Annotated in this window: 21 protein-coding genes; 16 read left to right on the forward strand and 5 right to left on the reverse strand. The window is 66.9% G+C overall.

Annotated features, from left to right (window positions below):
* A complete protein-coding gene (locus CFB50_RS27475) occupies positions 1–1,422 on the reverse strand; it encodes an aminotransferase-like domain-containing protein (RefSeq protein WP_069251814.1) in 1,422 nt (473 codons plus the stop codon).
* 155 nt (positions 1,423–1,577) lie between these two features.
* Between CFB50_RS27475 and CFB50_RS27485 the strand changes: the two genes are divergently transcribed.
* Positions 1,578–3,902 (forward strand): FdhF/YdeP family oxidoreductase, encoded by a 2,325-nt coding sequence (locus CFB50_RS27485; RefSeq protein WP_089448437.1) that lies wholly within the window; start codon positions 1,578–1,580, stop codon positions 3,900–3,902.
* 12 nt (positions 3,903–3,914) lie between these two features.
* Positions 3,915–4,835 (forward strand): bestrophin family protein, encoded by a 921-nt coding sequence (locus CFB50_RS27490; protein WP_089447881.1) that lies wholly within the window; start codon positions 3,915–3,917, stop codon positions 4,833–4,835.
* A gap of 199 nt (positions 4,836–5,034) precedes the next feature.
* On the opposite strand, the gene fabF is transcribed toward CFB50_RS27490, so the two are convergent.
* Entirely contained in the window at positions 5,035–6,303 is a 1,269-nt protein-coding gene (gene fabF / locus CFB50_RS27495; protein WP_089448438.1) for a beta-ketoacyl-ACP synthase II, read from the reverse strand.
* Positions 6,304–6,482: 179 nt separating this feature from the next.
* Here fabF and CFB50_RS27500 point away from each other — a divergent pair, with 179 nt between their 5' ends.
* Positions 6,483–7,514: an AraC family transcriptional regulator gene (locus CFB50_RS27500; RefSeq protein WP_089448439.1), complete on the forward strand. Its 1,032-nt coding sequence runs from the start codon at positions 6,483–6,485 to the stop codon at positions 7,512–7,514.
* Positions 7,515–7,746: 232 nt separating this feature from the next.
* Here CFB50_RS27500 and CFB50_RS27505 read toward each other — a convergent pair whose 3' ends face one another.
* Entirely contained in the window at positions 7,747–9,807 is a 2,061-nt protein-coding gene (locus CFB50_RS27505; RefSeq protein ID WP_089447882.1) for an FUSC family protein, read from the reverse strand.
* 145 nt (positions 9,808–9,952) lie between these two features.
* Here CFB50_RS27505 and CFB50_RS27510 point away from each other — a divergent pair, with 145 nt between their 5' ends.
* From CFB50_RS27510 to CFB50_RS27545, 6 genes are all read left to right on the forward strand, one after another.
* Entirely contained in the window at positions 9,953–10,855 is a 903-nt protein-coding gene (locus CFB50_RS27510; RefSeq protein ID WP_089427243.1) for a LysR family transcriptional regulator, read from the forward strand.
* A gap of 403 nt (positions 10,856–11,258) precedes the next feature.
* A complete protein-coding gene (locus CFB50_RS27520) occupies positions 11,259–12,818 on the forward strand; it encodes a DHA2 family efflux MFS transporter permease subunit (protein WP_089447884.1) in 1,560 nt (519 codons plus the stop codon).
* Between the two features lie 174 nt (positions 12,819–12,992).
* Positions 12,993–13,322, forward strand: coding sequence for a hypothetical protein (locus CFB50_RS27525; protein ID WP_089447885.1), 330 nt, complete (start codon positions 12,993–12,995; stop codon positions 13,320–13,322).
* A 255-nt stretch (positions 13,323–13,577) separates the two neighbouring features.
* The gene (locus CFB50_RS27535; protein ID WP_089447886.1) at positions 13,578–13,913 is read left to right on the forward strand and encodes a sugar ABC transporter ATPase; all 336 of its coding nucleotides are present in this window, start codon (positions 13,578–13,580) and stop codon (positions 13,911–13,913) included.
* A gap of 136 nt (positions 13,914–14,049) precedes the next feature.
* Positions 14,050–15,639, forward strand: a complete 1,590-nt coding sequence (locus CFB50_RS27540) for an ABC transporter substrate-binding protein (protein ID WP_089447887.1) — start codon at positions 14,050–14,052, stop codon at positions 15,637–15,639.
* A gap of 157 nt (positions 15,640–15,796) precedes the next feature.
* Positions 15,797–16,111, forward strand: coding sequence for a hypothetical protein (locus CFB50_RS27545; RefSeq protein WP_089447888.1), 315 nt, complete (start codon positions 15,797–15,799; stop codon positions 16,109–16,111).
* 19 nt (positions 16,112–16,130) lie between these two features.
* On the opposite strand, the gene CFB50_RS27550 is transcribed toward CFB50_RS27545, so the two are convergent.
* The gene (locus CFB50_RS27550; protein WP_089447889.1) at positions 16,131–17,438 is read right to left on the reverse strand and encodes an Nramp family divalent metal transporter; all 1,308 of its coding nucleotides are present in this window, start codon (positions 17,436–17,438) and stop codon (positions 16,131–16,133) included.
* An 84-nt stretch (positions 17,439–17,522) separates the two neighbouring features.
* A complete protein-coding gene (locus CFB50_RS27555) occupies positions 17,523–18,779 on the reverse strand; it encodes an oxalate decarboxylase family bicupin (protein WP_089447890.1) in 1,257 nt (418 codons plus the stop codon).
* A 456-nt stretch (positions 18,780–19,235) separates the two neighbouring features.
* Here CFB50_RS27555 and sapR point away from each other — a divergent pair, with 456 nt between their 5' ends.
* The 7 genes from sapR (at position 19,236) to CFB50_RS27590 (ending at position 26,129) form a co-directional block, all read left to right on the forward strand.
* Positions 19,236–20,117, forward strand: a complete 882-nt coding sequence (gene sapR, locus CFB50_RS27560) for a sap1 transcriptional regulator SapR (protein WP_089447891.1) — start codon at positions 19,236–19,238, stop codon at positions 20,115–20,117.
* 24 nt (positions 20,118–20,141) lie between these two features.
* The gene (ddpX, locus tag CFB50_RS27565) at positions 20,142–20,705 is read left to right on the forward strand and encodes a D-alanyl-D-alanine dipeptidase (protein ID WP_089447892.1); all 564 of its coding nucleotides are present in this window, start codon (positions 20,142–20,144) and stop codon (positions 20,703–20,705) included.
* A 71-nt stretch (positions 20,706–20,776) separates the two neighbouring features.
* A complete protein-coding gene (locus CFB50_RS27570) occupies positions 20,777–22,378 on the forward strand; it encodes an ABC transporter substrate-binding protein (RefSeq protein ID WP_089447893.1) in 1,602 nt (533 codons plus the stop codon).
* Positions 22,379–22,388: 10 nt separating this feature from the next.
* Positions 22,389–23,459 (forward strand): ABC transporter permease, encoded by a 1,071-nt coding sequence (locus CFB50_RS27575; protein ID WP_089447894.1) that lies wholly within the window; start codon positions 22,389–22,391, stop codon positions 23,457–23,459.
* Between the two features lie 66 nt (positions 23,460–23,525).
* Positions 23,526–24,440: a nickel transporter permease gene (nikC, locus tag CFB50_RS27580; RefSeq protein WP_089447895.1), complete on the forward strand. Its 915-nt coding sequence runs from the start codon at positions 23,526–23,528 to the stop codon at positions 24,438–24,440.
* 1 nt (position 24,441) lies between these two features.
* The gene (locus CFB50_RS27585) at positions 24,442–25,356 is read left to right on the forward strand and encodes an ABC transporter ATP-binding protein (protein ID WP_089447896.1); all 915 of its coding nucleotides are present in this window, start codon (positions 24,442–24,444) and stop codon (positions 25,354–25,356) included.
* Positions 25,353–26,129, forward strand: coding sequence for an ABC transporter ATP-binding protein (locus CFB50_RS27590; RefSeq protein WP_089447897.1), 777 nt, complete (start codon positions 25,353–25,355; stop codon positions 26,127–26,129). Before CFB50_RS27585 ends, CFB50_RS27590 begins: the two co-directional genes overlap by 4 nt.
* The last annotated feature ends 95 nt before the right edge of the window (positions 26,130–26,224 follow it).

Consider the following 26,224-nt stretch of genomic DNA (forward strand, 5'->3'; position numbering starts at 1 on the left):
TCAGCGCGCCGCGCACTCCGACGCGAGCCGCCCGAGCACCTTCAACGCATCCTCGATCTGCCGCGACCACGGATAGCTGTAGTTGAGCCGGATGAAATGCCGGTAATCGGTGCTCGCCGAGAACATGTGTCCGGGGCCGACCGTGATCCCTTGAGCGAGCGCAACCGCATACAGCTTCATCGCATCGACCTGCCGCGGCAGCTCGACCCACAGCACGTACCCGCCCTGCGGCTGCGACAGCCGCGTGCCTTCCGGGAAGAAGCGCCGCACCATCGCGCTCATCAGGCTCGCCTGCTGCGCGTACTGCTTGCGCATGCGCCGCAGATGGAAATCGTAGCCGTCGTATTTCAGGTACTCGGCAATCGCGAGCTGCTCGATCGCGGGCGTGGCCAGCGTGTTCAGGAATTTCAGCTTCTCGACCTGGTCGCGGTAGCGGCCCGGCATCGCCCAGCCGATCCGGTAGCGCGGCGACAGGCTCTTCGTGAACGACGCGCAATGCAGCACGAGCCCGTCGCGGTCGAACGACTTCAGCGCGCTCGGCGTCGTGTCGCCGAAGTGCAGCTCGTGATAGACGTCGCTCTCGATCGCCGGCACGCCATGCTTCGCGAGCAACTCGACGAGCGCGCGCTTGCGCGTGTCGGGCATCTGGAAGCCGAGCGGATTCTGGAAGTTCGGCATCACCATGCATGCGGCGATGCGCTCGCGTTCGAGGACCCGTTCGAGCGCGTCGAGATCGATGCCGTCGACCGGGTGCGTCGCGACTTCCAGCGCGCGCATACCCATCCGCTCGATCGCGTGCAGCATCGCGTAGAACGTCGGCGACTCGACGGCGATCGTGTCGCCCGGCTTCGCGACGGCCTGCAGGCACAGGTTGATCGCCTCGGTCGCGCCGATCGTCACCACGATTTCGCCGGGTTCGACCACGATCCCGCGTTCCGCATAGCGCCGCGCGATCTGGCGGATCAGCTCCTGGTTGCCGGGCGGCAGATCGTCGATCACGCCCCAGCGCGTGCGGCGGCGGCCGATCGTCTGCGCATAGCGCGCGAGACGCTGTACCGGAAACTGCGACGCATCGGGATACGGCGAGCCGAGCGGCACCGCGTCGTCGCGCGAGATCGAGCGCAGCGTCGACAGCACGAGCCGGCTCACGTCCACGGCCGACGGCTCGGCAGCCGGCGCCGACATGTGCAGCTCGGCCTCGGCCGGCGCCGACGCGCGCGCGCGGACGAAATAGCCCGATTGCGGCCGGCTTTCGATCAGGCCGCGGCTTTCCAGCACGAGGTACGCACGCAACACGGTCGTGACGCTGAGCTGCTGCTGCCGGCTCGCCTGCCGGACCGACGGAATCCGCTCGCCGGGCCGGTACACGCCACGCTCGATCTGCGCCTGGAGATCGTCGGCCAGTTGTTCGTAACGCTTCACGCGCCTCCCTTTCAACTTCCCTTCAACAATACAGTTGCGATCCGCACTGCCTGAATGGCCGAAACTGTACTCTTTTTTGGAGTGAACAGGTGTACACACAGCCGGACGGGGGCCGCGCGTACTCTGCACCCATCGACCCCGACACCCGCTGCATGATGAAAAAGAAATCCGCCACCGCGCGCATCGAACCGTACACCCACCCGGCCGCCGGCTGGGGCGCGCTGAAAGCCGTCACGATCAACCTGATCAAGGAAAAGGTCGCGGGCGGCAACTACCGTACGCTGCTGCGCCAGAACCAGCCGGACGGCTTCGACTGCCCGGGTTGCGCGTGGCCCGATCGCCAGCACGCATCGACGTTCGAATTCTGCGAAAACGGCGTGAAGGCCGTGGCGGCGGAAGCGACGAGCAAGCGCGTGACGCCCGACTTCTTCGCCGCGCACACGGTCACCGAGCTGCTCGAACAGTCGGATTTCGAACTCGAGCAGCACGGCCGGCTCACCGACCCGATGGTGTACGACGCGCAGACCGACCGCTACGTGCCGATCGCGTGGGACGACGCGTTCGAGTTGATCGCACGCCATCTGCGGGCGCTGCCCGACCCGAACCAGGCCGCGTTCTACACGTCCGGCCGCGCCAGCAACGAAGCGGCGTTCCTGTACCAGCTGCTCGTGCGCCTGTACGGCACGAACAACTTCCCCGACTGCTCGAACATGTGCCACGAGGCGACGAGCCGCGGGCTGCCGGCGTCGGTCGGCGTCGGCAAGGGCACCGTCACGCTCGACGATTTCGAACACGCGGACACGCTGCTGATCTTCGGCCAGAACCCGGCCACCAACCACCCGCGGATGATGGGCGAGTTGCGCGAGTGCGCGAAGCGCGGCGCGACGATCGTGTCGATCAACCCGCTGAAGGAACGCGGCCTCGAACGCTTCGCCGATCCGCAAAGCCCGATCGAAATGCTGACGATGTCGGGCACCAAAATCGCATCGACGTTCATCCAGCCCACGATCGGCGGCGATTTCGCGCTGATCAAGGGGATGGCGAAACGCGTGCTCGAACTCGACGACGCCGCGCGCGCCGCCGGTGCGCCGCGCGTGCTCGACACCGCGTTCATCGGCGAGCACACGGCCGGTTTCGACGCATTCGCCGACGACCTGCGCAACGAAAGCTGGTCCGCGCTGACGGCCGAAAGCGGCGTGCCGTACGAACAGATCGACAGCCTCGCGCAGCTCTATGCACGCAGCGAGCGCGTGATCGCGACGTGGGGGATGGGCATCACGCAGCACAAGCATTCGGTCGCGACCGTGCAGATGCTGACCAACCTGATGCTGATGCGCGGCAACATCGGCCGCCCCGGCGCCGGCCTGTGCCCGGTGCGCGGACACTCGAACGTGCAGGGCAACCGCACGGTCGGCATCGAGGAAAAGCCGTCGCAGGCGTTCCTCGACCGGCTCGGCCACGTGTTCGATTTCGAACCGCCGCGCCACCACGGCTACGACGTCGTCGAGACGATCGAAGGGATGCTCGAAGGCCACGTGAAGGTGCTGATCGGCCTCGGCGGCAACTTCGCGATGGCGACGCCGGACACGCCGCGCACGTGGGAAGGCATGCGCCGCTGCGACCTCTCCGTACACATCACGACGAAGCTGAACCGCAGCCACCTGATCCACGGCCGCGACGCACTGATCCTGCCGACGCTCGGCCGCACCGAGATCGACCTGCAGGACAACGTCGCGCAAGGCGTGACGGTCGAGGATTCGATGAGCATGGTCCACGTGTCGTACGGGATGAACAAGCCGGCGTCGGCGAACCTGATGTCGGAGCCCGCGATCGTTGCGCACATGGGCCATGCGCTATTCGGCAGCGGCAAGATCGACTGGCTCGCGTACAAGGACGACTACGCGAAGATCCGCGACGCGATCGAGGCGACGCTCGACGGCTTCTACGACTACAACACGCGCATCGCAAGGCCGGGCGGCTTCCACCTGCGCGTGGCGTCGCGCGACCGCGAATGGCTCACGCCGACCGGCAAGGCGAACTTCATCGCGCACGCGCTGCCGGCCGACACGCCGATCCAGCGTGCCCGCGCGCTGCACGGCGAACGGCTGATGACGCTGATGACGACGCGCTCGCACGACCAGTACAACACGACCGTCTACGGGCTCGACGACCGCTATCGCGGCGTGTTCGGCCAGCGCCGCGTGGTGTTCGCCAACCGCGACGATCTCGCGATGCTCGGCCTGAAGGCCGGCGACTGGGTCGACATGGAGACCGTGTGGCACGACGGCATCGAGCGGCGCGCGGACGGCTTCCTGCTCGTCGAGTACGACATCCCGCGCGGCTGCATCGGCGCGTACTACCCGGAAACGAACCCGCTCGTGCCGCTCGACAGCGTCGGCGACGTGTGCAACACGCCGACGTCGAAGTCGATTCCGGTGCTGCTGCATCGCGCGGCCGCGCCGGCGTCGATCGCCGCCTGACGGAGCGCGGCGATGATCGTTCGTCCGCGCGAGCACTGGCTGCGGATGCTGCTCGTCTGGAATGGCTCGGTGCTGCCGACCATCCTGCCGCAGCTCGTGCTGACGCTCGCGATCAGCCTCGTCGCGGTATGGGGTGGCGGCCGCGTGCTCGGCGAGAAGGTGCCGCTGAACCCGACGCCGTTCACGCTGATCGGCCTCACGCTCGCGATCTTCGCGGGGTTTCGCAACAACGCGAGCTACGAACGCTACCGCGAGGGCCGGCAACTGTGGGGCGGCGTGCTGACCGCCTCGCGCACGCTGGTGTCGCAGGCGCTCTGCTACGGTGCGATCGACCGTGACGACGCATCGCGGCGCGCGTTCGTGCGGACGGTCGTCGCGTACGTCTATGCGCTCAAGCATCAACTGCGCGGCACCGATCCGGCCGCGGACCTGCGCGGGCTGCTCGACGGCGCCACCTACGCGCGTGTCGCCGCTGCGCGGTTCCGCCCGGTCGTCATCGTGCACGCACTGCGCGAAGCGTTCGCCGCGCGCGCCGATGCGGGCCACCTGTCCGACACGCGGCTGTGGATGCTCGACGCGCGTCTCGACGATCTGGTATCGATGGTGAGCGGCTGCGAACGGATTGCGTCGACGCCGATCCCGTTTTCATACGACGTGCTGCTGCACCGGACCATCTACGCATACTGCGTGCTGCTGCCGTTCGGGCTCGTCGATTCGATCGGCGCGGCGACGCCGTTCGTCAGCGTGTTCGTCGCCTATACGCTGATCGCGCTCGACGCGATCGCGCATGCGATCGCCGAACCGTTCGGCAACGGGCCGAACCATCTTGCCCTCGATGCGATGACGCGCCAGATCGAGCGCACGCTGCTCGAACTGAACCGCGAGCCGCTGCCGGCGGAAGTGACGCCGGGCAAGGCCTACCGGCTCAGCTGATCCGGCCGACTCAACCCGACAGTGGCGCCCGTGACGGCTTCCGCACCGGCCGACCCACGGCCAAGTCCCGCGTAGCGCACGCTGATGATGCAGTAGTACCTGCGCCTTATCCGACAGGAATCAGCGTGCAAACCTAAGCCGCGACCGACGCTTACGCCAAGGCCTGCGTTCGGGATCTTCATTCGCCTCGAGCCCAGGATCAAAGTCGACGGAACACCAGGCTGGCATTGACACCCCCAAAACCAAAGCCATTGGAGATCGCATATTCCGTCGATATCTTGCGGGGCGATCCGCCGACGATGTCGATGCCTTCCGCCGCCGAATCCGGCTGCGTCAAATTGAGCGTAGGCGGCGCGAGCTGATCGCGCAGCGCGAGCACGGCGAAAATGGCTTCCACGCCGCCGGCTGCCCCAAGCAAATGTCCTGTCGACGACTTGGTGGCTGATACGGCGGGGCCTCGACCTGTTCCGAATATCGCCTTGATGGCCGCGAGCTCGCTGATGTCCCCTACGGGCGTGGACGTCGCGTGTGCGTTCAAATGCCCGATCATCCCGGGTTCAAGATTCGCCTGGCGGATTGCCAGTTCCATCGCACGTCGTCCGCCGGCGCCGTCATCGGGCGGAGACGTCATGTGGTGTGCGTCGGCGCTCGTTCCATAACCGAGCACTTCTGCGATCGGCGTGGCGCCTCGTTGCAGTGCGTGCTCCAGGTCTTCGATGACGAGCATGCCGGCGCCCTCTCCCATCACAAAACCGTCTCGTCCGGTATCGAACGGGCGGGATGCCTGCACGGGATGCTCATTGAAGCCGGTGGACATGGTTCTTGCCGCGGCGAACGACCCCAGACTGACTCGATCGATGCAGGCCTCGGCCCCACCACACACGGCAATATCGGCTTCGCCGGCCCGAATCAGGCGCGCTGCGTCGCCGATGGCCTGTGCGCTGGCAGCGCAGGCAGTCACCGGTGCGCCCAGGGGGCCACGAAAGCCGTGACGGATGGAGATATGGCCCGCTGCCATATTGGCAAGGAAACTGGGAACGGTAAAAGGAGAAAGCCGCCTCGGTCCGCGGTTATCCGTGATTCTGACGGCGTCCACGATCGCGCCGAACCCGCCCACGCCAGACGCCACGATGGTTGCCGTCCTTTCGCGTGCGTTTTCGGATTCAGGTTGCCATCCGGCTTGAGTCAGGGCCTCTTGCGCCGCGGCGAGCGCAAACAGGCTGAACCGGTCCATCTTCTTCTGGTCCTTGGGCTCTACCGCGCGCGCCGGATCGAATCCCCATGGACAGTCTGACGTCAACATGGGCACCACGCCGCCGACCTTCGATGCAATCCCTTCAGTGATGTCGTCGGGCAAACCGGCCAGCCCTGAATGCCCCTTCAAGAGACGGGTCCAAACCGATTCGACGCCGCATCCCAACGGCGAAACGATACCCATCCCGGTCACGACGATACGTTTCGTATTCAAGCGATGCTCCCCTTTTGACTGACGTAAAAACGCCGCCAGAAATTGGCGCAATGCGCCATCTGGCAATGCTCGTAAATTTCAAGAATCACGGAAATTGCCTGCCAGTATAGGCATAGGGCGGGTGAAGAACTGGCGCATCGTGCCATTCGATATGCAAAATGCGCCATAATAGGCGAATCATGAACCTGTCCCGACAAAGTTCTCTCACCGTTTCGGCCCACTTCCTGCACGGGATGCTGCGCACCGTTCGCACCCGTCACGGAGAAGACGTGGCGACACAGTTACTCGCAAGCGCCGCCATCCCGCAGTCGCTTCTGAATCAGCCGGATGCGCGAATCACGCGCCAGCAGTACGTCGTGCTGTACAAGACGGTCGCGGCGACGCTCGACGACGAGATGCTGGGACTCTGGTCCAGGCCGATCCGGGGCGGCACGTTGAAGTATCTGATGCTCAGCCTGCTGGATGCGCCTACCGTGCTGGTCGCGTTCAACCGGTTCGTGCGTTTCTGGAATTTGCTGCTGGATGACTATCGGTTGCAGATTTCGACGAAGAACGATCTGGTGCGACTGGCTCTGGTGGAAAGGGCGCCTGATACGCCGGTCACTCCGCTTGGGCATGAGTTGATGATGAAGCTGGCGCACGGCATCGCATCATGGCTGCTAGGCAGAGAGATCATCCTGCACCGGGCCGAGTTCAGTTTCGCCAGGCCGAGGCACGTCGAAGACTATGCATTCCTGTTCCCCGGAGCGGTGCACTTCGATGCCGGGATGACGAGCATTTATTTCTCGTACCAGGATTGTGCCGAGCTGTTCAAACGCGAGAAACACGAGCTATGGGCGTTCCTGAAAGGCGCGCCGGGGGACTGGACGTTCAGCGCATTTCATCATGGCTCCATTGTGGCCAAAACGCGCGAGTATCTTGAGCGGAACATCGCGCAGCCGCTGACGATTCAGGGCCTTGCGCAGGCGCTGCATACTTCCGTTCGCACGCTCAATCGCCGATTTGCGGAAGAAGGAACACATTTCCAGCAGGTGAAAGATGGGCTGCGACGGGATATCGCGGTCGATCGGCTGACGAACTCGAACACGAGCGTGGCAGTGCTGGCGTTCGATCTTGGCTTTTCCGATGCCACCGGTTTTTGCCGCGCGTTCAAGCACTGGACCGGCAGTAGTCCTTCCGACTATCGCAAGGACACGCGTCAGGGTGAGTGACGAGAAGGCGTTAAGCCTGTGTATATGATTGTCGCGAATCCAAGGACGAACGTCGACGCGTAGCGTCATCGACTACCGCCAGACACTACGGGTCTACTCGCCGCGTTTCTCTACCTCGCTTATGTGACGCAGGCGGCTCCAGCCAAATTCAACGTATTCACGCGCCCGATCGAGCGCACGCGGCCCGAACCGACCCTCGAGCCGCGGCCTGCAGAAGTGACGCCCGGCAGGCTCAGTTGAGCCACGCCATACCGCTCGCGGCCCAATGCAGACGCCCGCGCAGGAAACGGCTGTGCGCAGCAGCGGCCTCCGCGATCGTCCGCACCAGCACGACGCCGCGCAGCAGCGCGCGTCCGTCGTCGCTGTCGAGGTCGGCCACGCGCCGCCGCAATGCACGGGCGGCCACGTCGCAGGTCCGTTCGAGCCCGACGAAATCGCCCTGCCCGATCCGCCCGCGCACGGCCGCGACTGCCCGGCGCGCCGCTGGCTCGCGCGTCGCCAGTTCGGCCAGCGCCAGCAGGCTGTCGCCGATCGTCCAGGCCGCGAGCAGATCGCGCAGGTCGCGCTCGATGAGACTCTGCGGCAGGCTGCCTGCGAAGCCCAGTTCGCGGCCGAGGCGATCGGCCGTGCGGCTCAGCCACGCGCTGGCCGGCCACGCGCGCGGGTCGCGTGCGAGGCTCGCCAGATCGCGGCGCACCGCGCCGTGCAGGCGCCGCCGGCTCGTGCCGGGGTCGCCGGGAAACAAGAGCGCGAACACGAGCGCGCCGAACGCGATTCCAAGCAGCGTCGCGAGCGCCGAGTTGAGGAACGCGGCATCGCCGATGCGCGCCGTGTTGTCCGGCGACGTGAAATTCCAGAAGAAGATCGAGAAGCCGCTGCCGATGCCGGCCGTGCGCGGGTTGCGCATCACGATGCCGGTGCCGATCATGAACACGCCGAGGATGTACGCAAGCATCTCGAAACCCGACACCGCCGGCAGCAGCACAAAATTGCACAGCGCGCCCGCAACCGCCGCGCACGCGGTGCCTTTCAGAAAGCCCATGGCTGCGCCCACCGAGTTCGGGCGCGTGGAGAACAGCGCGCAGACCACGCCGGTGATCGTGACGAAGCCGGCGCCCGACGGCCACGCGCTGACGATCCAGATCGCCGACGCGGCCAGCACCGCGATGAACGCGCGGATGCCGTTGTGCCAGGCCAGCACCGTGTCGCGGTGGAACGCATAGCGCACGCGCGACGCCGGCGGACGCTCCCGGTCGACCAGCGCCTTGCCCGCGAACGCCCGCTCGAATCCGGCCAGCACCGCGGCCAGCCGGTCGAGCGTCAACAGCCGCGACGTGTCCGAGCCGGACGGTTCGGCCGCCTCGGCGCGCACCGCGTCGTCCACCCGCGCGCGCAGCGCCGCGAGTTCCGCGCCCGGCTCGTGCGCGGCGGCCATGCCGTCGAGCACGCGCGCGGCGTCGGCGACCAGCGGGTCCGGTGCGTCGCCGCTGCGCACCGCATGCTCGTGCAGCGCCTGCCCGGCGGCCTGCGCGGCCAGCACACCGAGCACGGCGGTACGCAGATGGCCGATCGCACTGCGCACCGGCGACGCGCCGGCGGCCGCGTATTCGGCCGCCGTGTCGAGTTCGAGCGCGTCTGCGAACAGCCGGTGCACGGCCGCGCCGTTCGGCTCGCGACGCAGCGCGCCCGCGCCGACGGCGACCGCGCGCTGCAGATAGCTCGCGAACCGCTTGCGCACGTCGCGCAGCGGCGAACCGGGTGCGAACACCGTCTCGAACGCCGCGCCGCACAGGATGCCGACCACGACGTACAGGAAGCGCGCGATCGCGATGTCGAATGCGTGCAGCGGCGCGGAAACGGCGTCCATCGCGATGATCGCCGCCGTATAGCCCGCGAGCACCGCCGCATATGCGCGGAAATTGCGCAGGAAGGTCGCGACGCCCGCGCACAGGCCGATCCACGCGGCGAGCGCCGGCAGGAACAGTTCGGGGGTCTGCGCAAAGGCCCCGGTCATCACGAGCGCGACGGCCGCGCCGATCGCGGTGCCGAGAATCCGGTACTGGCTCTTCGACAAACCCATCCCGCGGCTGCCCTGCGCGACGATCCATACCGTCGATGCGGCCCATTTCGGGTCGTCGAGATTCATCCGGAAGGCGATGTAGAGCGCGAGGAGCGACGCGGCCGTGTTGCGCAATGCGAAGCCGAGGGCGCCGGGCGGTAGCGTGGGCCGGGCGTCGCGCAGCGCGGTGCGCACGGCCGCGAGCGGCGGCAGAGGGGGCAAGGCGATTTTCATGCGGCGAGCATACGGGCCCGCGCCGCCGCCACTAAGAGGCGCGGACGGGATGCGTTATTGCACCGGGCGGGATAATCGCTGCTTCATGAAAGGATCCGGCCAGCAAAGGTAAGATGCGCGCAGGTCGAACACTGAAGCACCCCGTATGGACTTCGAAAGCATCCGGATATTCCTGCGCGTGGTCGAGCGCGGCAACTTCACCGCCGCCGCCACGCACCTCGACATGCCGCTCAGCCGCGTGAGCCGCAAGGTCAAGCAGCTCGAGGACGATCTCGGCGTCCAGCTGCTGTACCGCACCACGCGCCGCGTATCCGTCACCGAGGCCGGACGCGACTACTACGAGCGCTGCCTGCGCGCCGAGGACATCCTGCTCGACGCCGACCGTCAGGCCCGCGCGCTGCGCACGGCGCCGGAGGGCATGCTGCGCGTGCTGGTGCCCTACTCGATCGGCCTGTTCGAGCTGGAGCCGGCGCTGGCCGAATTTCGGCGGCGCTACCCACTGGTCCAGCTCGTGCTGATCTACGACAACAACCCGCTCGATCTGGTCGAGCATGGCTTCGACGTGGCGCTGCGGGCGGGCGTGCTGACCGACTCCAGCTACATCGCGCGCTCGCTCGGCTGGTCGCAGGCGAAGCTCGCCGCGAGCCCCGCGTATCTCGACCGCGTCGGTCGGCCCGCCACGCCGCAGGATCTCGCGCAGCACGACCTGCTGCTCGTCGGCCGCGACGCGCCCGGCCTGACGCTGCGGCTCACCAATGCGGCCGGCGAAGTGGCCGACGTGCCGGTGCGGCCGGTGCTGATCACCAACGAATCGGTGACGGTGCTGCGCCAGGCCGCGAGCGGCGGCGGCATCGCGCTGGTCTCGACGCACTACACGGCCCGCCGGCTCGAGCGGAACGAGCTCGAAATCGTGCTGCCCGACTGGCACCGGACCGACGACGTCGAGCTGCACGTGCTGTATCCGCGGCGCGCGACGCTCGACAGCAAGGTGCGCGCGTTCGTCGAATTCCTCGCGGAAGTGTTCGACGACTGGCGCACCGCACCGTAATCGGCACGGTTCGCCCGGCGATTATTGCAGCAAGCGAAATCGATTAATGAGCCCGCACGTGTTGATGGCGGCTCGCCACATCGTTAGCCTGTCGCGATGCAAAACCATTCCACACGCGACGGCAGCCGCCTGACCGCTGCCCGCAGGCGCGTCACGCGCGTCCCGCCTTCCTGACCGGCAGCATTCCGCCTCCCGAAGCCCGCCACGGCTTCGTGCATTCGATCGAGCAGCCCGTCGCACGCGTCGGCCCCCTCCACCGGGCCGCGTCGCGCGCGCCGTGCTTCCTTCCGTTCAGCAGCCGCACCGTCCGTGCGTCGCTTTCGCGCGCGCGTGCGCGGCCGCGCGTGCCCGCCGCAACGGGCCGCATCCGGTCCGCCCCTCACGCTCCTTACGCAGGAAACCCATGTCCTCTCCGTCAACTCCAGCCCCGCTATCGGGCGGCCGCCTCGCGATCGGCACGATCGCGGTATCGCTCGCGATGTTCATGAACGTGCTCGACTCATCGATCGCGAACGTCGCCATTCCGACGATCTCGGGCGACCTCGGCGTGTCGGTCGACGAAGGCACGTGGGTGATCACGATCTTCGCGGCCGCGAACGCGGTGTCGATTCCGTTGACCGGCTGGCTCACGCAGCGCTTCGGCCAGGTGCGCCTGTTCGTCACGTCGATCCTGCTGTTCGTGTTCGCGTCGTGGCTGTGCGGGATCGCGCCGAACCTGCCGACGCTGCTCGCCGCACGGATCCTGCAAGGCGCGGTCGCCGGGCCGCTCGCGCCGCTGTCGCAGGCGCTGCTGCTCGGCGCGTGGCCGCGGCAGAAATCGTCGAGCGCGCTGGCGCTGTGGTCGATGACGGCGCTCGTCGGCCCGATCGCGGGGCCGTCGCTCGGCGGCTGGATCACCTACGACTACAACTGGTCGTGGATCTTCTACATCAACATCCCGGTCGGCTTCTTCGCGGCCGCCGTCACGTGGATCGTGTTCCGCGACCGCGAATCGGCCACGAAACGCATGCCGATCGATACGATCGGCCTGTTGCTGCTCGTGCTGTGGGTCGCCTCGCTGCAGATCATGCTCGACAAGGGCAAGGATCTCGACTGGTTCAACTCGCCCGTCGTGGTCGCGCTCGGCATCGTCGCGCTGATCGGCTTCGCGTTCTTCCTCGTATGGGAGCTTCACGAGGCGAACCCGATCGTCGACCTGCGGCTGTTCACGCAGCGCAATTTCGCGGGCGGCACGATCGCGATCTCGGTCGCGTACGGGATGTTCTTCGGCACGCTGGTGCTGCTGCCGCAGTGGATGCAGGGCTATCTCGGCTACCGCGCGGTCGATTCCGGGCTCGCCACCGCACCGCTCGGCGTGTTCGCGATCCTGCTCACGCCGGTCATGGGGCGCCTGCTGCCGCGCACCGATCCGCGCTACATCGCAACGCTCGCGTTCGTCGGCTTCGCGGTCGTGTTCATGATGCGCACGACCTTCTACACCGACGTGTCGCGCTGGGATCTCATTTTGCCGACGCTGCTGCAGGGCATCCCGATGGCGATGTTCTTCGTGCCGCTGACGTCGATCATCCTGTCCGGGCTGCCGCCGGAGAAGATCCCGGCCGCCGCCGGCCTGTCGAATTTCGGCCGCACGTTCTGCGGCGCGGTGGGCACGTCGCTGATCAGCAACGCATGGAACGACCGCACGATCCTGCATCACGTGCGGCTCACCGAACAGGCGAGCGTCACCAATCCGGTCTTCACGCAGCAGGTCGACACGACGCGTTCGATGCTGCACCTGAGCTCCGATTCGGCACTCGCGTTCTTCAACGCGTCGGTCGATTCGCAGTCGGCCGTGATGGGGCTGAACGACATCTTCTACGTGTCGGCGATCATCTTCATCGCGATCATTCCGCTCATCTGGATCACGAAACCGGTGCGCTCGGGCGGCGGCGATGCCGATGCGGCGGCGGCCGGCGCGCATTGATCCGCATGCGCGACGGTCGGGCCCCGTACTGCACGCGCCGGGGCCCGCACCGCAACGCGTCGACGTAATAAAGACTTGCAATCGATACAGGCGGAAACGTCAACAGCCGGTGCCCGCTCCGCGTTTTTTGGACAAGCGCCCACGATCCGGAGCGCAACGACAGGAGAAAGCACCATGCGAGCCCTTACCCGCCATCTCGCGATTGCCGCGACCCTGATGTCGGTACTGACCGGCACCGCGTTCGCCGACACGCCGTGGCAACAGGCGCATCCGCGCCGCGAAGCGGTCAACCAGCGCCTCGCCAACCAGAATCGCCGGATCCATCACGAAGTGAAGGAAGGCGACATGTCGCACGCCCAGGCCGCGCGCCTGCACCGTGACGACCGCAAGATCCGCCGGGAAGAGCGGGACATGGCTGCGCAGGATCACAGCCACATCACGAAGAGCGAAAAGCACGTGCTGAACCAGCAGGAAAATGCGGTCAGCCACCAGATCGGCCAATAAGATCGACAACACCGGCAAGTGCCCATTCGCCATCACCTGAAACGCCCGCTGCCGCGATGCGGTAGCGGGTGCTTGTTGTATCGAATCGTTTCAACGTCCCAACACCGTCAAACGCTGCGGGTATACTCCGTCGTCAGCCGCCTGTCGCATCGTCGTCCGTCAAAAACGGCCCGATTCCGGGCGGTTTCGTCGCGAAGCTTCGCGTTTCGCCTACCCCGCGCCCCAGCCTCGATACGAGACACACGACGACCCACCATGAAACGATTCCTGCTGCTCCTTCCCGCCGCCCTGCTCGCCGCCTGCGGTTCCGCTCCCTCGTCCGACTCGGGCTCCGCCTCCGGTGCAGCGCCGATGATCTACGTGTCGTCGCAGCGTCCGGCCTACGCGGTCGCCAACTGCCTCGACAGCCGCCTGTCGGGCACCGAGCAATCGCAGCACAACGGCGTGACCGATATCTCCGTCGGCTCGAACTCGTACTTCGTCACGCTGACGCCGTCGGGCAACGGTTCGGTCATCAAGGTCGTGCGCGGCTCGGGCAACGAGCCGGCCGAGGAAGCAATGCGCTTCGCGGTCGCGCGCTGCGCGATCTGATCTAAACCTGCCGATGCCGGGCGCCCGCCCGGCTCGTTCCTGCGCGCCACCCCGGCGGCGCGCACGCCGAATATTTTCATCCGGGCAGCCGTCGATGAGAGAATCGCACCCACGATTCCCTTTCAACGGAGCCCGCATGAAGCACCTGCTGTCCCGCCTGTTCGTCAGCGCCGCGCTCGTCGCGCTTGTTCCGGCATTGCCGGCGCAGGCAGCCACGCCGCCCGGCATCTTCGTCGTCGCCACGCAGCTCGGCGAATTCACGACCCTCGACCCGAGCGGGATCTACGAGCTGGTGCCATCCGAATACGTCGCGAACACCTACGAACGCCTGGTGCGCGTCGACCTGAAGGACCCGACGCGCTTCGACGGGCAGATCGCGCAATCGTGGACGGTCGGCGCCGACGGCGTGACCTACACGTTCAAACTGCGCCCCGGCCTCACGTTCCACTCCGGCAACCCGGTGACCGCCGACGACGTCGCGTGGTCGCTGCAGCGCACCATCCTGCTCGACAAGGGGCCGGCCGGCGTGCTCGCCGATCTCGGCCTCACGAAGGCGAACGTGATGCAGAAGGTGCGCGTGGTCGATCCGCAGACCGTCGTGCTCGAAACCGACCGCAAGTACGCACCGAGCTTCGTGCTCAACGTGCTGAGCGCGTGCCCGGCATCGGTCTTCGACAAGAAGCTGCTGCTGTCGCATCAGCAAGGCAACGATTTCGGGAGCGCGTGGCTGCGGACCAACGACGCGGGCTCGGGCCCGTACCAGCTCGTCAAGTGGACGCCCAACGAGACCATCGTGCTGCAGCGCTTCGAGAAATACCGCACGCCGTACCCGATGAAGCGCGTGGTGCTGCGTCACGTGCCCGAAGCATCCGCGCAACGGCTGTTGCTGGAGAACGGCGACGCCGACGCCGCGCGCAACCTGAGCCCCGACAGCCTCGCCGCGCTGACGAAGGCCGGCAAGATCAAGGTCACGTCGTGGCCGGTGTCCGCGCTGCTGTACCTGAGCCTGAACACGAAGAACCCGAACCTCGCGAAGCCCGAGGTGCAGCAGGCGATGAAATGGCTCGTCGACTACGACGGCATCCAGCGCAACATCGTCAGCACGACCTACAAAGTGCATGAAACCTTCCTGCCCGAAGGCTTCCTCGGCGCGTCGAACGCGCGGCCGTACAAGCAGGACGTCGCGAAGGCGAAGGCGCTGCTCGCCAAGGCCGGCTTGCCGAACGGCTTCGACGTGACGATGGACATGCCGAACGACTATCCGTACCTCGAGATCGCGCAGGCGCTGCAGGCGAACTTCGCGCAGGGCGGCATCCGCGTGAAGCTGATTCCGGGCGATGCGAAGCAGGCGATCGGCAAGTATCGCGCGCGCCAGCACGACATCTTCGTCGGCGAGTGGTCGCCCGACTACATGGACCCGAACAGCAATGCGCGCGGCTTCGCGTGGAATCCGGACAACTCCGACCAGTCGCCGACGAAGATGCTCGCGTGGCGCAACAGCTGGGACATTCCGCAACTGACGAAGGACACCGAGGCCGCGCTCGTCGAGCCGTCGCCCGCGAAGCGCGCGCAGCGTTACGAAGCGCTGCAGAAGGCCGTGCTCGCGAACTCGCCGTTCATCATCATGTTCGAGAAGGTCGTGCAGGTCGCGACGCGCCCCGGCGTGACCGGGCCGGAAATCGGGCCGATCAACGACCTCGTGTCATACCGCACGCTCGCGAAGTAATCGGGGCTGCCCGCGCGGCCGGCCCTGCCGGCGCGCGGGTAATCGCCGCGACCGACGCGCCCGCGCCGTGCCGGGCGACGGCCGGCGATCTACAATGGCCGGCGCCGTGGGGGCCGGCGGGTCCTGGCGATGGCGCCCACCACCGAAGTCGCTTCGCGTGTCGGTCGACATCTCCGACGAGCACTTCCGCATCCGGCACGAACTGGAGCAGGCCGCGCGAGACCTGTCGGTCGACTTCGAATTCAGGATCGCCGACGATCTGGCGATGGAGCCGCTGGCATCCGACCTGCTGTTCATCGACACCACGCATACGTACGAGCAGACGCTCGCCGAACTGAACCGCTTCGGCCCGCTGGCACGCAAGAAGATCGTGCTGCATGACATGACCACGGCCGGCGTGTACCAGACCATGTTCCAATGGCTGTGGGACAACATCCGGCGGCTTCGCGAGGCGCCGGACATGCAGCAGTAGGCTGCCGGCCCGCTGCCGTTCAATTGAAGGCCGCCCACACCAGGTACGCATTCAACCCGACGATCACGACCGTCGCCGCCCCCGCGACGACCCGCAGCGGCAGCCGCATCGCGTAGGCACCCATCACGTCCGCGCGCGCCGACAGCAACAGCAGCGCGATCATCGGCAGCGGCAGCACGAAACTCAGCACGACCTGGCTCGCGACCATTGCACGCGTGACGTCGCAGCCGAGCGCGACCACCGCGAACGCGGGCACGACCGTCACCGCGCGCCGCACCCAGACCGGCATGCGGCGGTGGATGAAGCCCTGCATCACGACCTGCCCGGCCATCGTGCCGACCACCGAACTCGACACGCCCGACGTCAGCAGCGCGACGAGAAACAGCGCGCCGGCCGCCGGCCCGAGCACCGGGATCAGCGTGTGATACGCGTCGCCGATGTCGGTCATGCCCGGCGCGCTCGCGTGAAACGCCGACGACGCCATCATCACCATCGCGAGATTCACGAACCCGGCCAGCCCGAGCGCGACGACGACCTCGCGGTTCGAGAAACGCACGAGCCGCCGCCGCTCCGCGTCGTCGCGCGGCGCATTGCGATCCTGCGTGAGACCCGAATGCAGATACAGCGTGTGCGGCATGATCGTCGCGCCGATGATCCCGACCGCGATCGTCAGCGCCGCGTGGTCCGGAATCTGCGGGACGACCAGGTGAAACGCGGCCGCATACCAATCTTGCGGCGCGATCAGCAGCTCGCCGAGATAGCACGCGCCGATCACGCCGACCAGCGTCGCGATCGCGGCTTCCAGCGGCCGGAAGCCGCGCTTTTCAAGCGCGAGGATCGCGCAGGTCGCGAGCGCCGTCGCGATCATCCCCGCCAACAGCGACAGGTGGCACAACAGCCCGAATGCGAGCGCGCCGCCGAGGAATTCGGCGAGGTCGGTCGCCATCGCGGCGACCTCGGACGCGACCCACATCCCCCACACGACCGGCGCGGGAAAGCGGTCGCGGCACAGCTCCGCGAGATTGCGGCCGGTCACGATGCCCAGCTTCGCGGACATCGCCTGGAACAGCATCGCGATCGCGTTCGCGGCCAGCACGACCCACAGCAGCCGGTAGCCGTACGCGGCGCCGGCCTGGATGTTGGTCGCGAAGTTGCCAGGATCCATGTAGCCGATCGACGCGATCACGGCGGGGCCGACGAACGGCAGCAGCGCGGCGACGCCGGTGCGGCGCCCTTCCAGCGCGGCGCGCGCCGCGCCGTCGGTGTGCGCGGTCGACAAGTCCGGCAGCGCGAAGCCGCCGGCGGGTTTGCTCGTGACGGGAATCATGGTGAGGTTCCGTTCGAATGAAGAAGGATTCCTGAAATTCGGGCGCCTTGGCCGGCATGCCGCCTGCCGGCCGAGGCGGCGGCGTTACAGCGGCACGACGTCGGGACGGTTGCGCGGAAACTGCGCGATCACGTCCGGCGCGACGTTCAGGTGCGCTTCGACGAGCTGCGGCGGCGTATGTGCGAGCCAGTCGGACAGCGACACTTCCGCATAGCGGTCGGTCTTGAAGATCTCGAGGAACACCAGATCGGTGCTGCCGGTGTTCTGCACGTAGTGCCCGAGGCTCTTCTTCACGTAGCCGACGTCGCCCGCGCGGAAGTCGGCCGTCTGCGCCTTCGGCCCCGTGTCGAACACGGTCATCCGTGCCTCGCCCTGCAGGTAGTACTGCCATTCGTCCGCGTTCGGGTGCCAGTGCAGCTCGCGCATGCCGCCCGGATGCACGGTGACGAGCGCCGCCGCGACCGTGGTCGACACGTTGAAGTTCGTGCTGTCCGCGATCCGAACCTCGCCGCCGCGGGTCTTCCTGACCGGCTTCATGTCGCCGAGCGAGAAGACGAACGGATGCGGCGGCGCCCCGGCCGACGACGCCGACGCGCGCTGCGCTTCCGCGAGCGGGCCCGGTTCGTCGCCCTGGAAGATCCACAGGTTGTCGAGCGGAATGTTCTTGAACGCGTCGGCCGGCACGCCGAAGTTGAGCGCAAGCACGTCGGGCGGCGTGTGCGCGACCCAGTCGGTCAGCAGCAGCGTGTTGAATTCGGACGCGCGGCCGTTATCGAACGCGAGCAGGAATTCGGCGCCGTCGGTGCCGAGGCCCTGCAGCGAATGCGGCAGGCCGGGCGGGAAATACCAGAGATCGCCGGTCTTCACGTCCTGCACCGATGGCCGGCCGAGTTCGTCGAGCACCGTGATCCGGCAGCGGCCGTCGAGCATGATGGCCCACTCGGCCTGCTGGTGCCAGTGCATCTCGCGAATGCCGCCGCGTGTGAGGCGCATGTTGACGCCGGAAATGGTCTCGGAAATCGCAAAATCGTCCTGCGTGACTTCGCGTGCCCATCCGCCATTTTGAATGCGTTTATGGGCATTATTGAACGAGGCCCAGAATAACGGCATGCCGTTGATATCGGTAGCCGGCGGATCCTGAAAGGACGGGAATTGATTTGCGATTGCCGGGTTTTTGGGCCCCGGGTCGGTCAGGCTCTGGCGGTTGCGCGCATTCACCGCGCCTTCCGGCGGGCGGTCCGGATTACCGAACGAGGCAGCCTTGGCCGATACGGCGATACCCGCCGCGGCAATGGCGCCGGCTGTTCCAGCCAGCATCTTGCGTCGAGAAAGATTCGTCATGATTTCCTCTTCATGCCTGCGATTGAGTGAATTTTCATTACGGAACACATGCCGTTTTTCGGATTATCGAAAATCGAACATCCCGTGACGCAAGTTAAATACACATCCATCCAAAAATTAAATGAATTATTAACCTGAATTAATGAGTTAATCTGATTCGCTTTAATTTTGTAATGATTGAGGCGCGATGAGGTGCGGGATGCAGGCGGCCGACGCCGATGAATCGGTCGTGTCAGGTGAAGGTGGAAATGCGACCGGACACGGTTGTTATGCCATCCATTCGATTTGGATAACTGATCGAATGGAGCGGAAACGGACATTTGCCCTCCCCGCCACCGTCCCCTTTCGCCCCTATCACCTATCCTCACACCATAGTTTTTATCCGCTGGCGCGGATGATTTTGGCTTTGTTAGATGGATGACATTCGCTCACCAGACGACAACGATCTAACAGCCGATGACCTGCGCGTTTGCCCGTACCGTCGAATCCCGCTATGCCGAGCTGACGCCGACGGCCAAGCGCATCGCGAGCTACATGCTCGCGAACCTCGACCGGCTCGGGCTCGAGACGGCCGACCAGATCGCGCAGCAGGCCGGCACCAGCGGCATCTCGGTCGGGCGCTTCCTGCGCAGCGTCGGCTATCGCAACCTCGACGACCTGAAACGCGAGCTGCGCGGCGGCGGCGACCGCCCGTGGATGATCACCGACCGGCTCGACGAATACCGACGCGCCACCGGCACGCAACCGGCCGAACCCGACGGCAACCGCCGCGAGGGTCCGCTCGCGTCGTCGCTCGAGCGCGAGCTCGACGCGATCCGCCATGTGTACCGGCTCGCCGAAGGCCCGGTGTTCGCGCAGGTGGCCGACCGGATCGCGCATGCGGACGCCGTGTTCATCGTCGGCATCCAGTCGACGCGCGGGATCAGCAACGCGTTCAGCAGCTACCTCGAATACCTGCGCCCGCGCGTGTTCTATTCGGACGGCCAGTCGGGCTCGTACGTCGATTCGCTGAACTCCGAATTCGAGCGGCCGTACTGCATCGTCACCGATACACGCGCGTATTCGCGCAGCGCGCGCCGCTATTGCCAGGCGGCCGCCGAGCGCGGGCAACCGTTCGCGCTGGTCACCGATCTCTCGTGCCCGTGGGCGCGCGACTGGCCGGCCGACCTGCTGCAGGTGAAGACCGACGTCGGCCAGTTCTGGGATTCGCTCGCGCCGCTCACTTGCCTGTTCAACCTGCTGATCACGGCCGTGGTCGACCGCCTCGGTCCGGCGATCGACCGGCGCGTCGCGCGCAACCGCGAACTGCAGCACACGTTCGATCAATTCGAATCCTGAATGCGAGTGCCCTCCAAACCGCCGATGAACGCTCACCGCCTCGTTGAAATCACGTCCGCCACGCATCGCGTCGACATCGATCTCGTCTACGCGACCGACCGCAACCTGACCGGCAAGCCGATCTACCGCCGCGCGCACTGTCTACTGCTGGAGCCGGCCGAAGCCGCATTGCGCCGCGCGGTGAACATCGCGGCGCAAGCCGGCTTCACGCTGCGCATCTACGACGCGTACCGGCCTCCGCAGGCGCAGCAGGTGCTGTGGGATTTCCTGCCCGATCCGAACTTCATCGCCGATCTCGGCCGCGGCTCGAATCACAGCCGCGGCACCGCGCTCGACCTGACGCTCGTCGGCGCGGCGGGCGAGCCGCTCGACATGGGTACCGGCTTCGACGAGATGGTCGCCGAGTCGGGCCACTTCCATGCGGGGCTGCCGGCAGCCGTGCAGCATAACCGCCTGCTGCTGCTCGGCGTGATGCACGCGGCCGGCTTCGTGCACATCGACAGCGAGTGGTGGCACTACGAATTACCGGGCTCGCGCGCGCTGCCGCAGATCGACAATGCCGACAGCGGCCCGTGGCACCTGATGTGATGGCCCGACGCATTCCCCTTCACCGTTCACGTTCGACGACTTCAACGATCTCAACGACAGATGGAGCGCACATGAAATTGCTGACATCCCGGCTCGTCGCGGCGCTGGCCGCCGCGTCCGTTCTCGCCGCCGTTCCGCTTTCCGCCGCGCGTGCGGAAACGCCGAAGGACATGTTCGTGATGGCCACGCTGCTCGACGAATTCACGACGCTGGACCCGGGCGAGATCTACGAGCTGGTGCCGGAGGAATACGTCGCGAACACGTACGACCGGCTCGTGCGCGTCGATCTGCGCGATCCGTCGAAATTCAACGGCGACGTCGCGCAGTCGTGGACGGTGAGCACCGACGGGCTGACCTATACGTTCAAGCTGCGCCCCGGCCTCAAGTTCCACTCGGGCAACCCGCTGACGGCCGACGACGTCGCCTGGTCGATCCAGCGCGCGGTGCTGCTCGACAAGGGCCCGGCCGCAGTGCTCACCGGCATCGGGCTCACGAAGGCGAACGTCGTCGCCAATGTGAAGAAGCTCGACGACCTCACGGTATCGGTCACGACCGACCAGAAGTACGCACCAACCTTCGTGCTGAACGTGCTCGGCTCGTGGCCCGCATCGGTGGTCGACAAGAAGCTGCTGCTGTCGCACCAGCAGGGCAACGACTTCGGCAACGCATGGCTGAAGACCAACGAGGCCGGCTCCGGCGGCTACAAGCTCGTGAAATGGACGGCCGGCGACAGCGTCGTGCTGCAACGCTTCGACGGCTACCGGTTGCCGCTCGCGATGAAGCGCATCGTGCTGCGCCACGTGCCCGAAGCCGCCAGCCAGCGCCTGTTGCTGGAAAACGGCGATGTCGACGCGGCGCGAGACCTGAGCCCCGACGATCTGGCGTCGGTCGTGAAATCCGGCAAGGCGAAGGTGTCGGCCTCGCCGCAGGCGACGTTGCTGTATCTCGGCCTGAACACGAAGAACCCGACGCTCGCGAAACCGGAGGTACAGGAAGCGCTGAAATGGCTGGTCGACTATGCGGGCATCCAGGGCAACGTGGTGAAGACGACCTACAAGGTGCACCAGACCTTCCTGCCCGAAGGCTTCCTCGGCACGCTGAACGCGAATCCGTACAAGCTCGACGTCGCGAAGGCGAAGGCACTGCTCGCGAAGGCCGGCGTGCCGAACGGCTTTTCCGTGACGATGGACGTGCGCAACGACTATCCGTACACGGAGATCGCGCAGGCCGTGCAGGCGAACTTCGCGCAGGCGGGCATCAAGGTGCAGCTGATCCCCGGCGACAACAAGCAGACGCTCGCGAAATACCGTGCGCGCCAGCACGACATCTACATCGGCGAATGGTCGGCCGACTACATCGACCCGCACAGCAACGCGCAGGGTTTTGCATGGAACCCGGACAATTCCGACAAGTCGAGCTATAAAATGCTGGCCTGGCGCAACAGCTGGGACATCCCGCAACTGACGAAGGAAACCGACACCGCGCTCGCCGAACCGACCACCGCGAAACGCGCGCAACGGTACCAGGCGATGCAGAAGGAAATGCTCGCGCGCTCGCCGTTCGTGATCATGTTCGAGAAAGTCGCGCAGGTCGCGACGCGGCCCGGCGTGAGCGGGCTCGAAGTCGGGCCGATCAACGATCTCGTGTCGTACCGCAACCTGAAGAAGCAATGAGATTCGCCGCATGTCGACTCCCGCCTCCTCCCTCGAAGCACTGCGCACGCTGCCCGCGCGGCGCCCGGCCGTGCGCTGGGCCCTGCGCGTGCTGCGCTGGGCGCTCACGCTCGCCGTCACGTTCGCGGGGCTGCTCGCGCTGACGTTCGTGATCGGCCGCAAGGTGCCGATCGATCCCGTGCTCGCGATCCTCGGCGATCGCGCGTCGGCCGAGGCGTACGCGGCCGAGCGCATCGCGCTCGGGCTCGACAAGCCGCTCGTCACGCAATTCCTGATCTATGCGCGCGACGTGCTGCACGGCAATCTCGGCATGTCGCTGCTGACCGCGAACCCCGTGCTCGACGACATCAGGCGCGTGTTCCCGGCCACGCTCGAACTCGCGACGATCGCGACGCTGGTCGGCATCGCGATCGGCGTGCCGCTCGGCGTCGCGGCCGCCGTGAAGCACAACCGGCCGATCGACCACATCGCGCGCTTCGTCGGGCTGATCGGCAATTCCGTGCCGGTGTTCTGGCTCGGGCTGATGGGGCTGCTGCTCTTCTACGCGCGGCTGCACTGGGTCGGCGGGCCCGGCCGGCTCGATCCCGTGTACGACGGGATGGTCGACGCGCGCACGGGCAGCCTGCTGATCGACGCGGCGCTCGCGGGCGAGTGGGATGTGTTCCGCAACGCGGTGTCGCATATCGCGCTGCCGGCCGCGATCCTCGGCTACTACTCCGTCGCGTACCTGAGCCGGATGACGCGCTCGTTCATGCTCGACCAGCTGAGCCAGGAGTACATCGTCACGGCGCGCGCGAAGGGCTTGTCGGAACGGCGCGTGATCTGGCGGCATGCGTTCGGCAACATCATGGTGCCGCTGCTCACCGTGATCGCGCTCACGTACAGCAACCTGCTCGAAGGCTCGGTGCTGACCGAGATCGTGTTCGCGTGGCCCGGGCTCGGCTCATACCTGACCGGCGCGCTGCTGAACGCCGACATGAACGCGGTGCTCGGCGCGACGCTCGTGATCGGCGCGATGTTCATCACCGTCAACCTGCTGACCGACGCGCTGTACCGCGTGTTCGATCCGCGTGCGCGCTGAGGGCCGCCACGTCATGACCGCTTCCACTCCGCTTCTTTCATCGCCCATGCCGAAGGTCGTCCATTCATGAACGCCGAGCGCCTCACGCTGCGCGCGTGGCTTCTCTCCGATGCGCCCGCGTCGCGCTCGCAGGCCGCGCTCGGCCTCGCGTACCGACGCTGGCGTCGTTTCGCCGCGAATCCGCTCAACCTGTTCGGGCTCGCGATTCTCGTCGCGCTGATCGTCGTCGCGATCGTCGGTCCGCTGATCATGCCGCACGATCCGCTGCGCCAGGTGCTGTCCGACCGGCTGCTGCCGCCTGGCTCGCCGTCGCACTGGCTCGGCACCGACCAGCTCGGCCGCGACATCCTTTCGCGGTTGATCGCCGGTTCGCGCCTCACGCTCGGCATCGCGATGCTCGTCGTCGTGATCGTCGTGCCGATCGGCCTCCTGATCGGCACGACGGCCGGCTATTGCGGCGGCTTCGTCGACAGCGTGCTGATGCGCGTCACCGACGTCGCGCTCGCGTTCCCGAAGATCGTCCTTGCGCTCGCGTTCGCGGCCGCGCTCGGGCCCGGCGTAATCAACGCGGTCGTCGCGATCTCGATCACCGCGTGGCCCGCCTATGCGCGGCTCGCGCGCGCGGAGACGATCCGCATCGCCCAGGCCGACTACATCCACGCCGCGCGGCTGCAGGGCGCGTCGGGCCCGCGCATCCTGCTGCGCTACATCATGCCGATGTGCATGTCGTCGGTGATCGTGCGCGCGACGCTCGACATGGCCGGCATCATCCTGACCGTCGCGGGCCTCGGCTTCCTCGGCCTCGGCGCGCAGCCGCCGAGCCCCGAGTGGGGCTTCATGGTCGCGTCGGGCCGCAACGTGCTGCTCGACGCGTGGTGGGTCGCCACGCTGCCCGGCGCGGCGATCCTGCTCGTGAGCCTCGCGTTCAACCTGCTCGGCGACGGGCTGCGCGACGTCTTCGATCCGCGTCATGGAGCGTGACATGCCACTGAACTCCGCCCCCTCGCCCGCGCCGCTCTGTGAAATCGACGGCCTGAAAATCGGCTTTCGCGGGCACGACGGCACCGTCACCGATGCCGTGCGCGACCTGTCGTTGACCCTCGCCCCTGGCGAGCGGCTCGGCATCGTCGGCGAATCGGGCTCCGGCAAGTCGCTGACGGGCCGCGCGCTGCTCGGCCTGCTGCCCGACGCCGCGCGCTGGTCGGCACGCACGATGCGCTTCGCGGGCTACGACCTGCTCGCAATGCCGCCGGGCGAACGCCGGCGGTTGTGCGGCAGCCAGATGGGCATGATCCTGCAGGACCCGAAATATTCGCTGAACCCGGTGATGACGGTCGCGAAGCAGATGGGCGAAGCGTTCCGGCTGCACGAGCCGGGCCTGCGCGGCCGCGCGCTGCGCGAACGGATCGTCGACGCGCTCGCGGCCGTGCAGATCCGCGACCCCGCACGCGTCGCCGATGCGTATCCGCACGAGCTGTCGGGCGGCATGGGCCAGCGCGTGATGATCGCGATGATGGTGTCGACCGGCCCGCGCCTGCTGATCGCCGACGAGCCGACTTCCGCGCTCGACGTCGCCGTGTCGATGCAGGTGCTCGCCGTGCTCGACGCAATGATCGCGCGGCATGACACGGGCCTGATGTTCATCAGCCACGACCTGCCGCTCGTGATGTCGTTCTGCGATCGCGTCGCGGTGATGTACGCGGGCCGCGTGGTCGAAACCTGCGCCGCGCGCGACCTGCGCGACGCATCCCATCCCTATACGCGCGGGCTGCTCGCGGCGAACCCGCCGCTTGCGAACCCGCCGGACGAACTGCCCGTGCTGCGGCGCGATCCGGCGTGGCTCGGGCCCGCACCGCACGCCGGCACGCCCGCCGATCGACAGGAGGCCGCACGATGATCGACGTCGACCACGTCTCGATTCGCTTTCCCACCCGCACGGGTCACGTCGATGCCGTGCGCGACGCGAGCTTCGCGGTGCGCGACGGCGAAGTGTTCGGGCTCGTCGGTGAATCGGGTTCCGGCAAGTCGACGCTGCTGCGCGCGCTGACGGGGCTCGTGCCGCTCGCGTCCGGCAGCCTGTCGATCGACGGCCGGCTGGTGGGCGGCACACCCGATCGCGCCTTTCGCCGTCACGTGCAGATGGTGTTCCAGGATCCGTATGCGTCGCTGCATCCGCGCTTCACGGTCGACCAGACGCTGCGCGAGCCGCTGTCGATCCATGGCATGGGCGACACCGATGCGCGCATCGCCCGCGCGCTGTCCGAAGTCGGCCTCGGCCCCGCGTTCCGGTTCCGCTATCCGCACCAGTTGTCGGGCGGCCAGCGGCAGCGCGTCGCGATCGCGCGCGCGCTGATCGTCGAGCCGCGCGTCCTGCTGCTCGACGAGCCGACGTCCGCGCTCGACGTGTCGGTGCAGGCCGAAATCCTGAACCTGCTGCGCCGCCTGCATCGTGAACGCAACCTGACGATGATCCTCGTCAGCCACAACCTCGCGGTGATCGGCTTCCTGTGCCAGCGCGTCGCTGTGATGCAGCATGGCGAGATCGTCGAGCAGCTCCGAATCGAGGACGTGCGCGCCGGGCAGGTGGCGCGCGACTACACGCGCACGCTGCTGAACGCGACCGAAGGCTATCGCCGTCTCGACCCGGTGGCGGGCGCGCCGGCGGCCTGACATCTGCGCGCCGTGCCGGCGTGCGATACTCGGCACGCCACGCGCCGCCCTGCCGCGCATGGAACCCTTGTGCGCCGCACGGGTCAACTTCGTTT

This window comes from Burkholderia sp. AU33423 (genome assembly GCF_002223135.1).
GTDB classification, from domain to species: Bacteria; Pseudomonadota; Gammaproteobacteria; order Burkholderiales; family Burkholderiaceae; genus Burkholderia; species Burkholderia lata_D.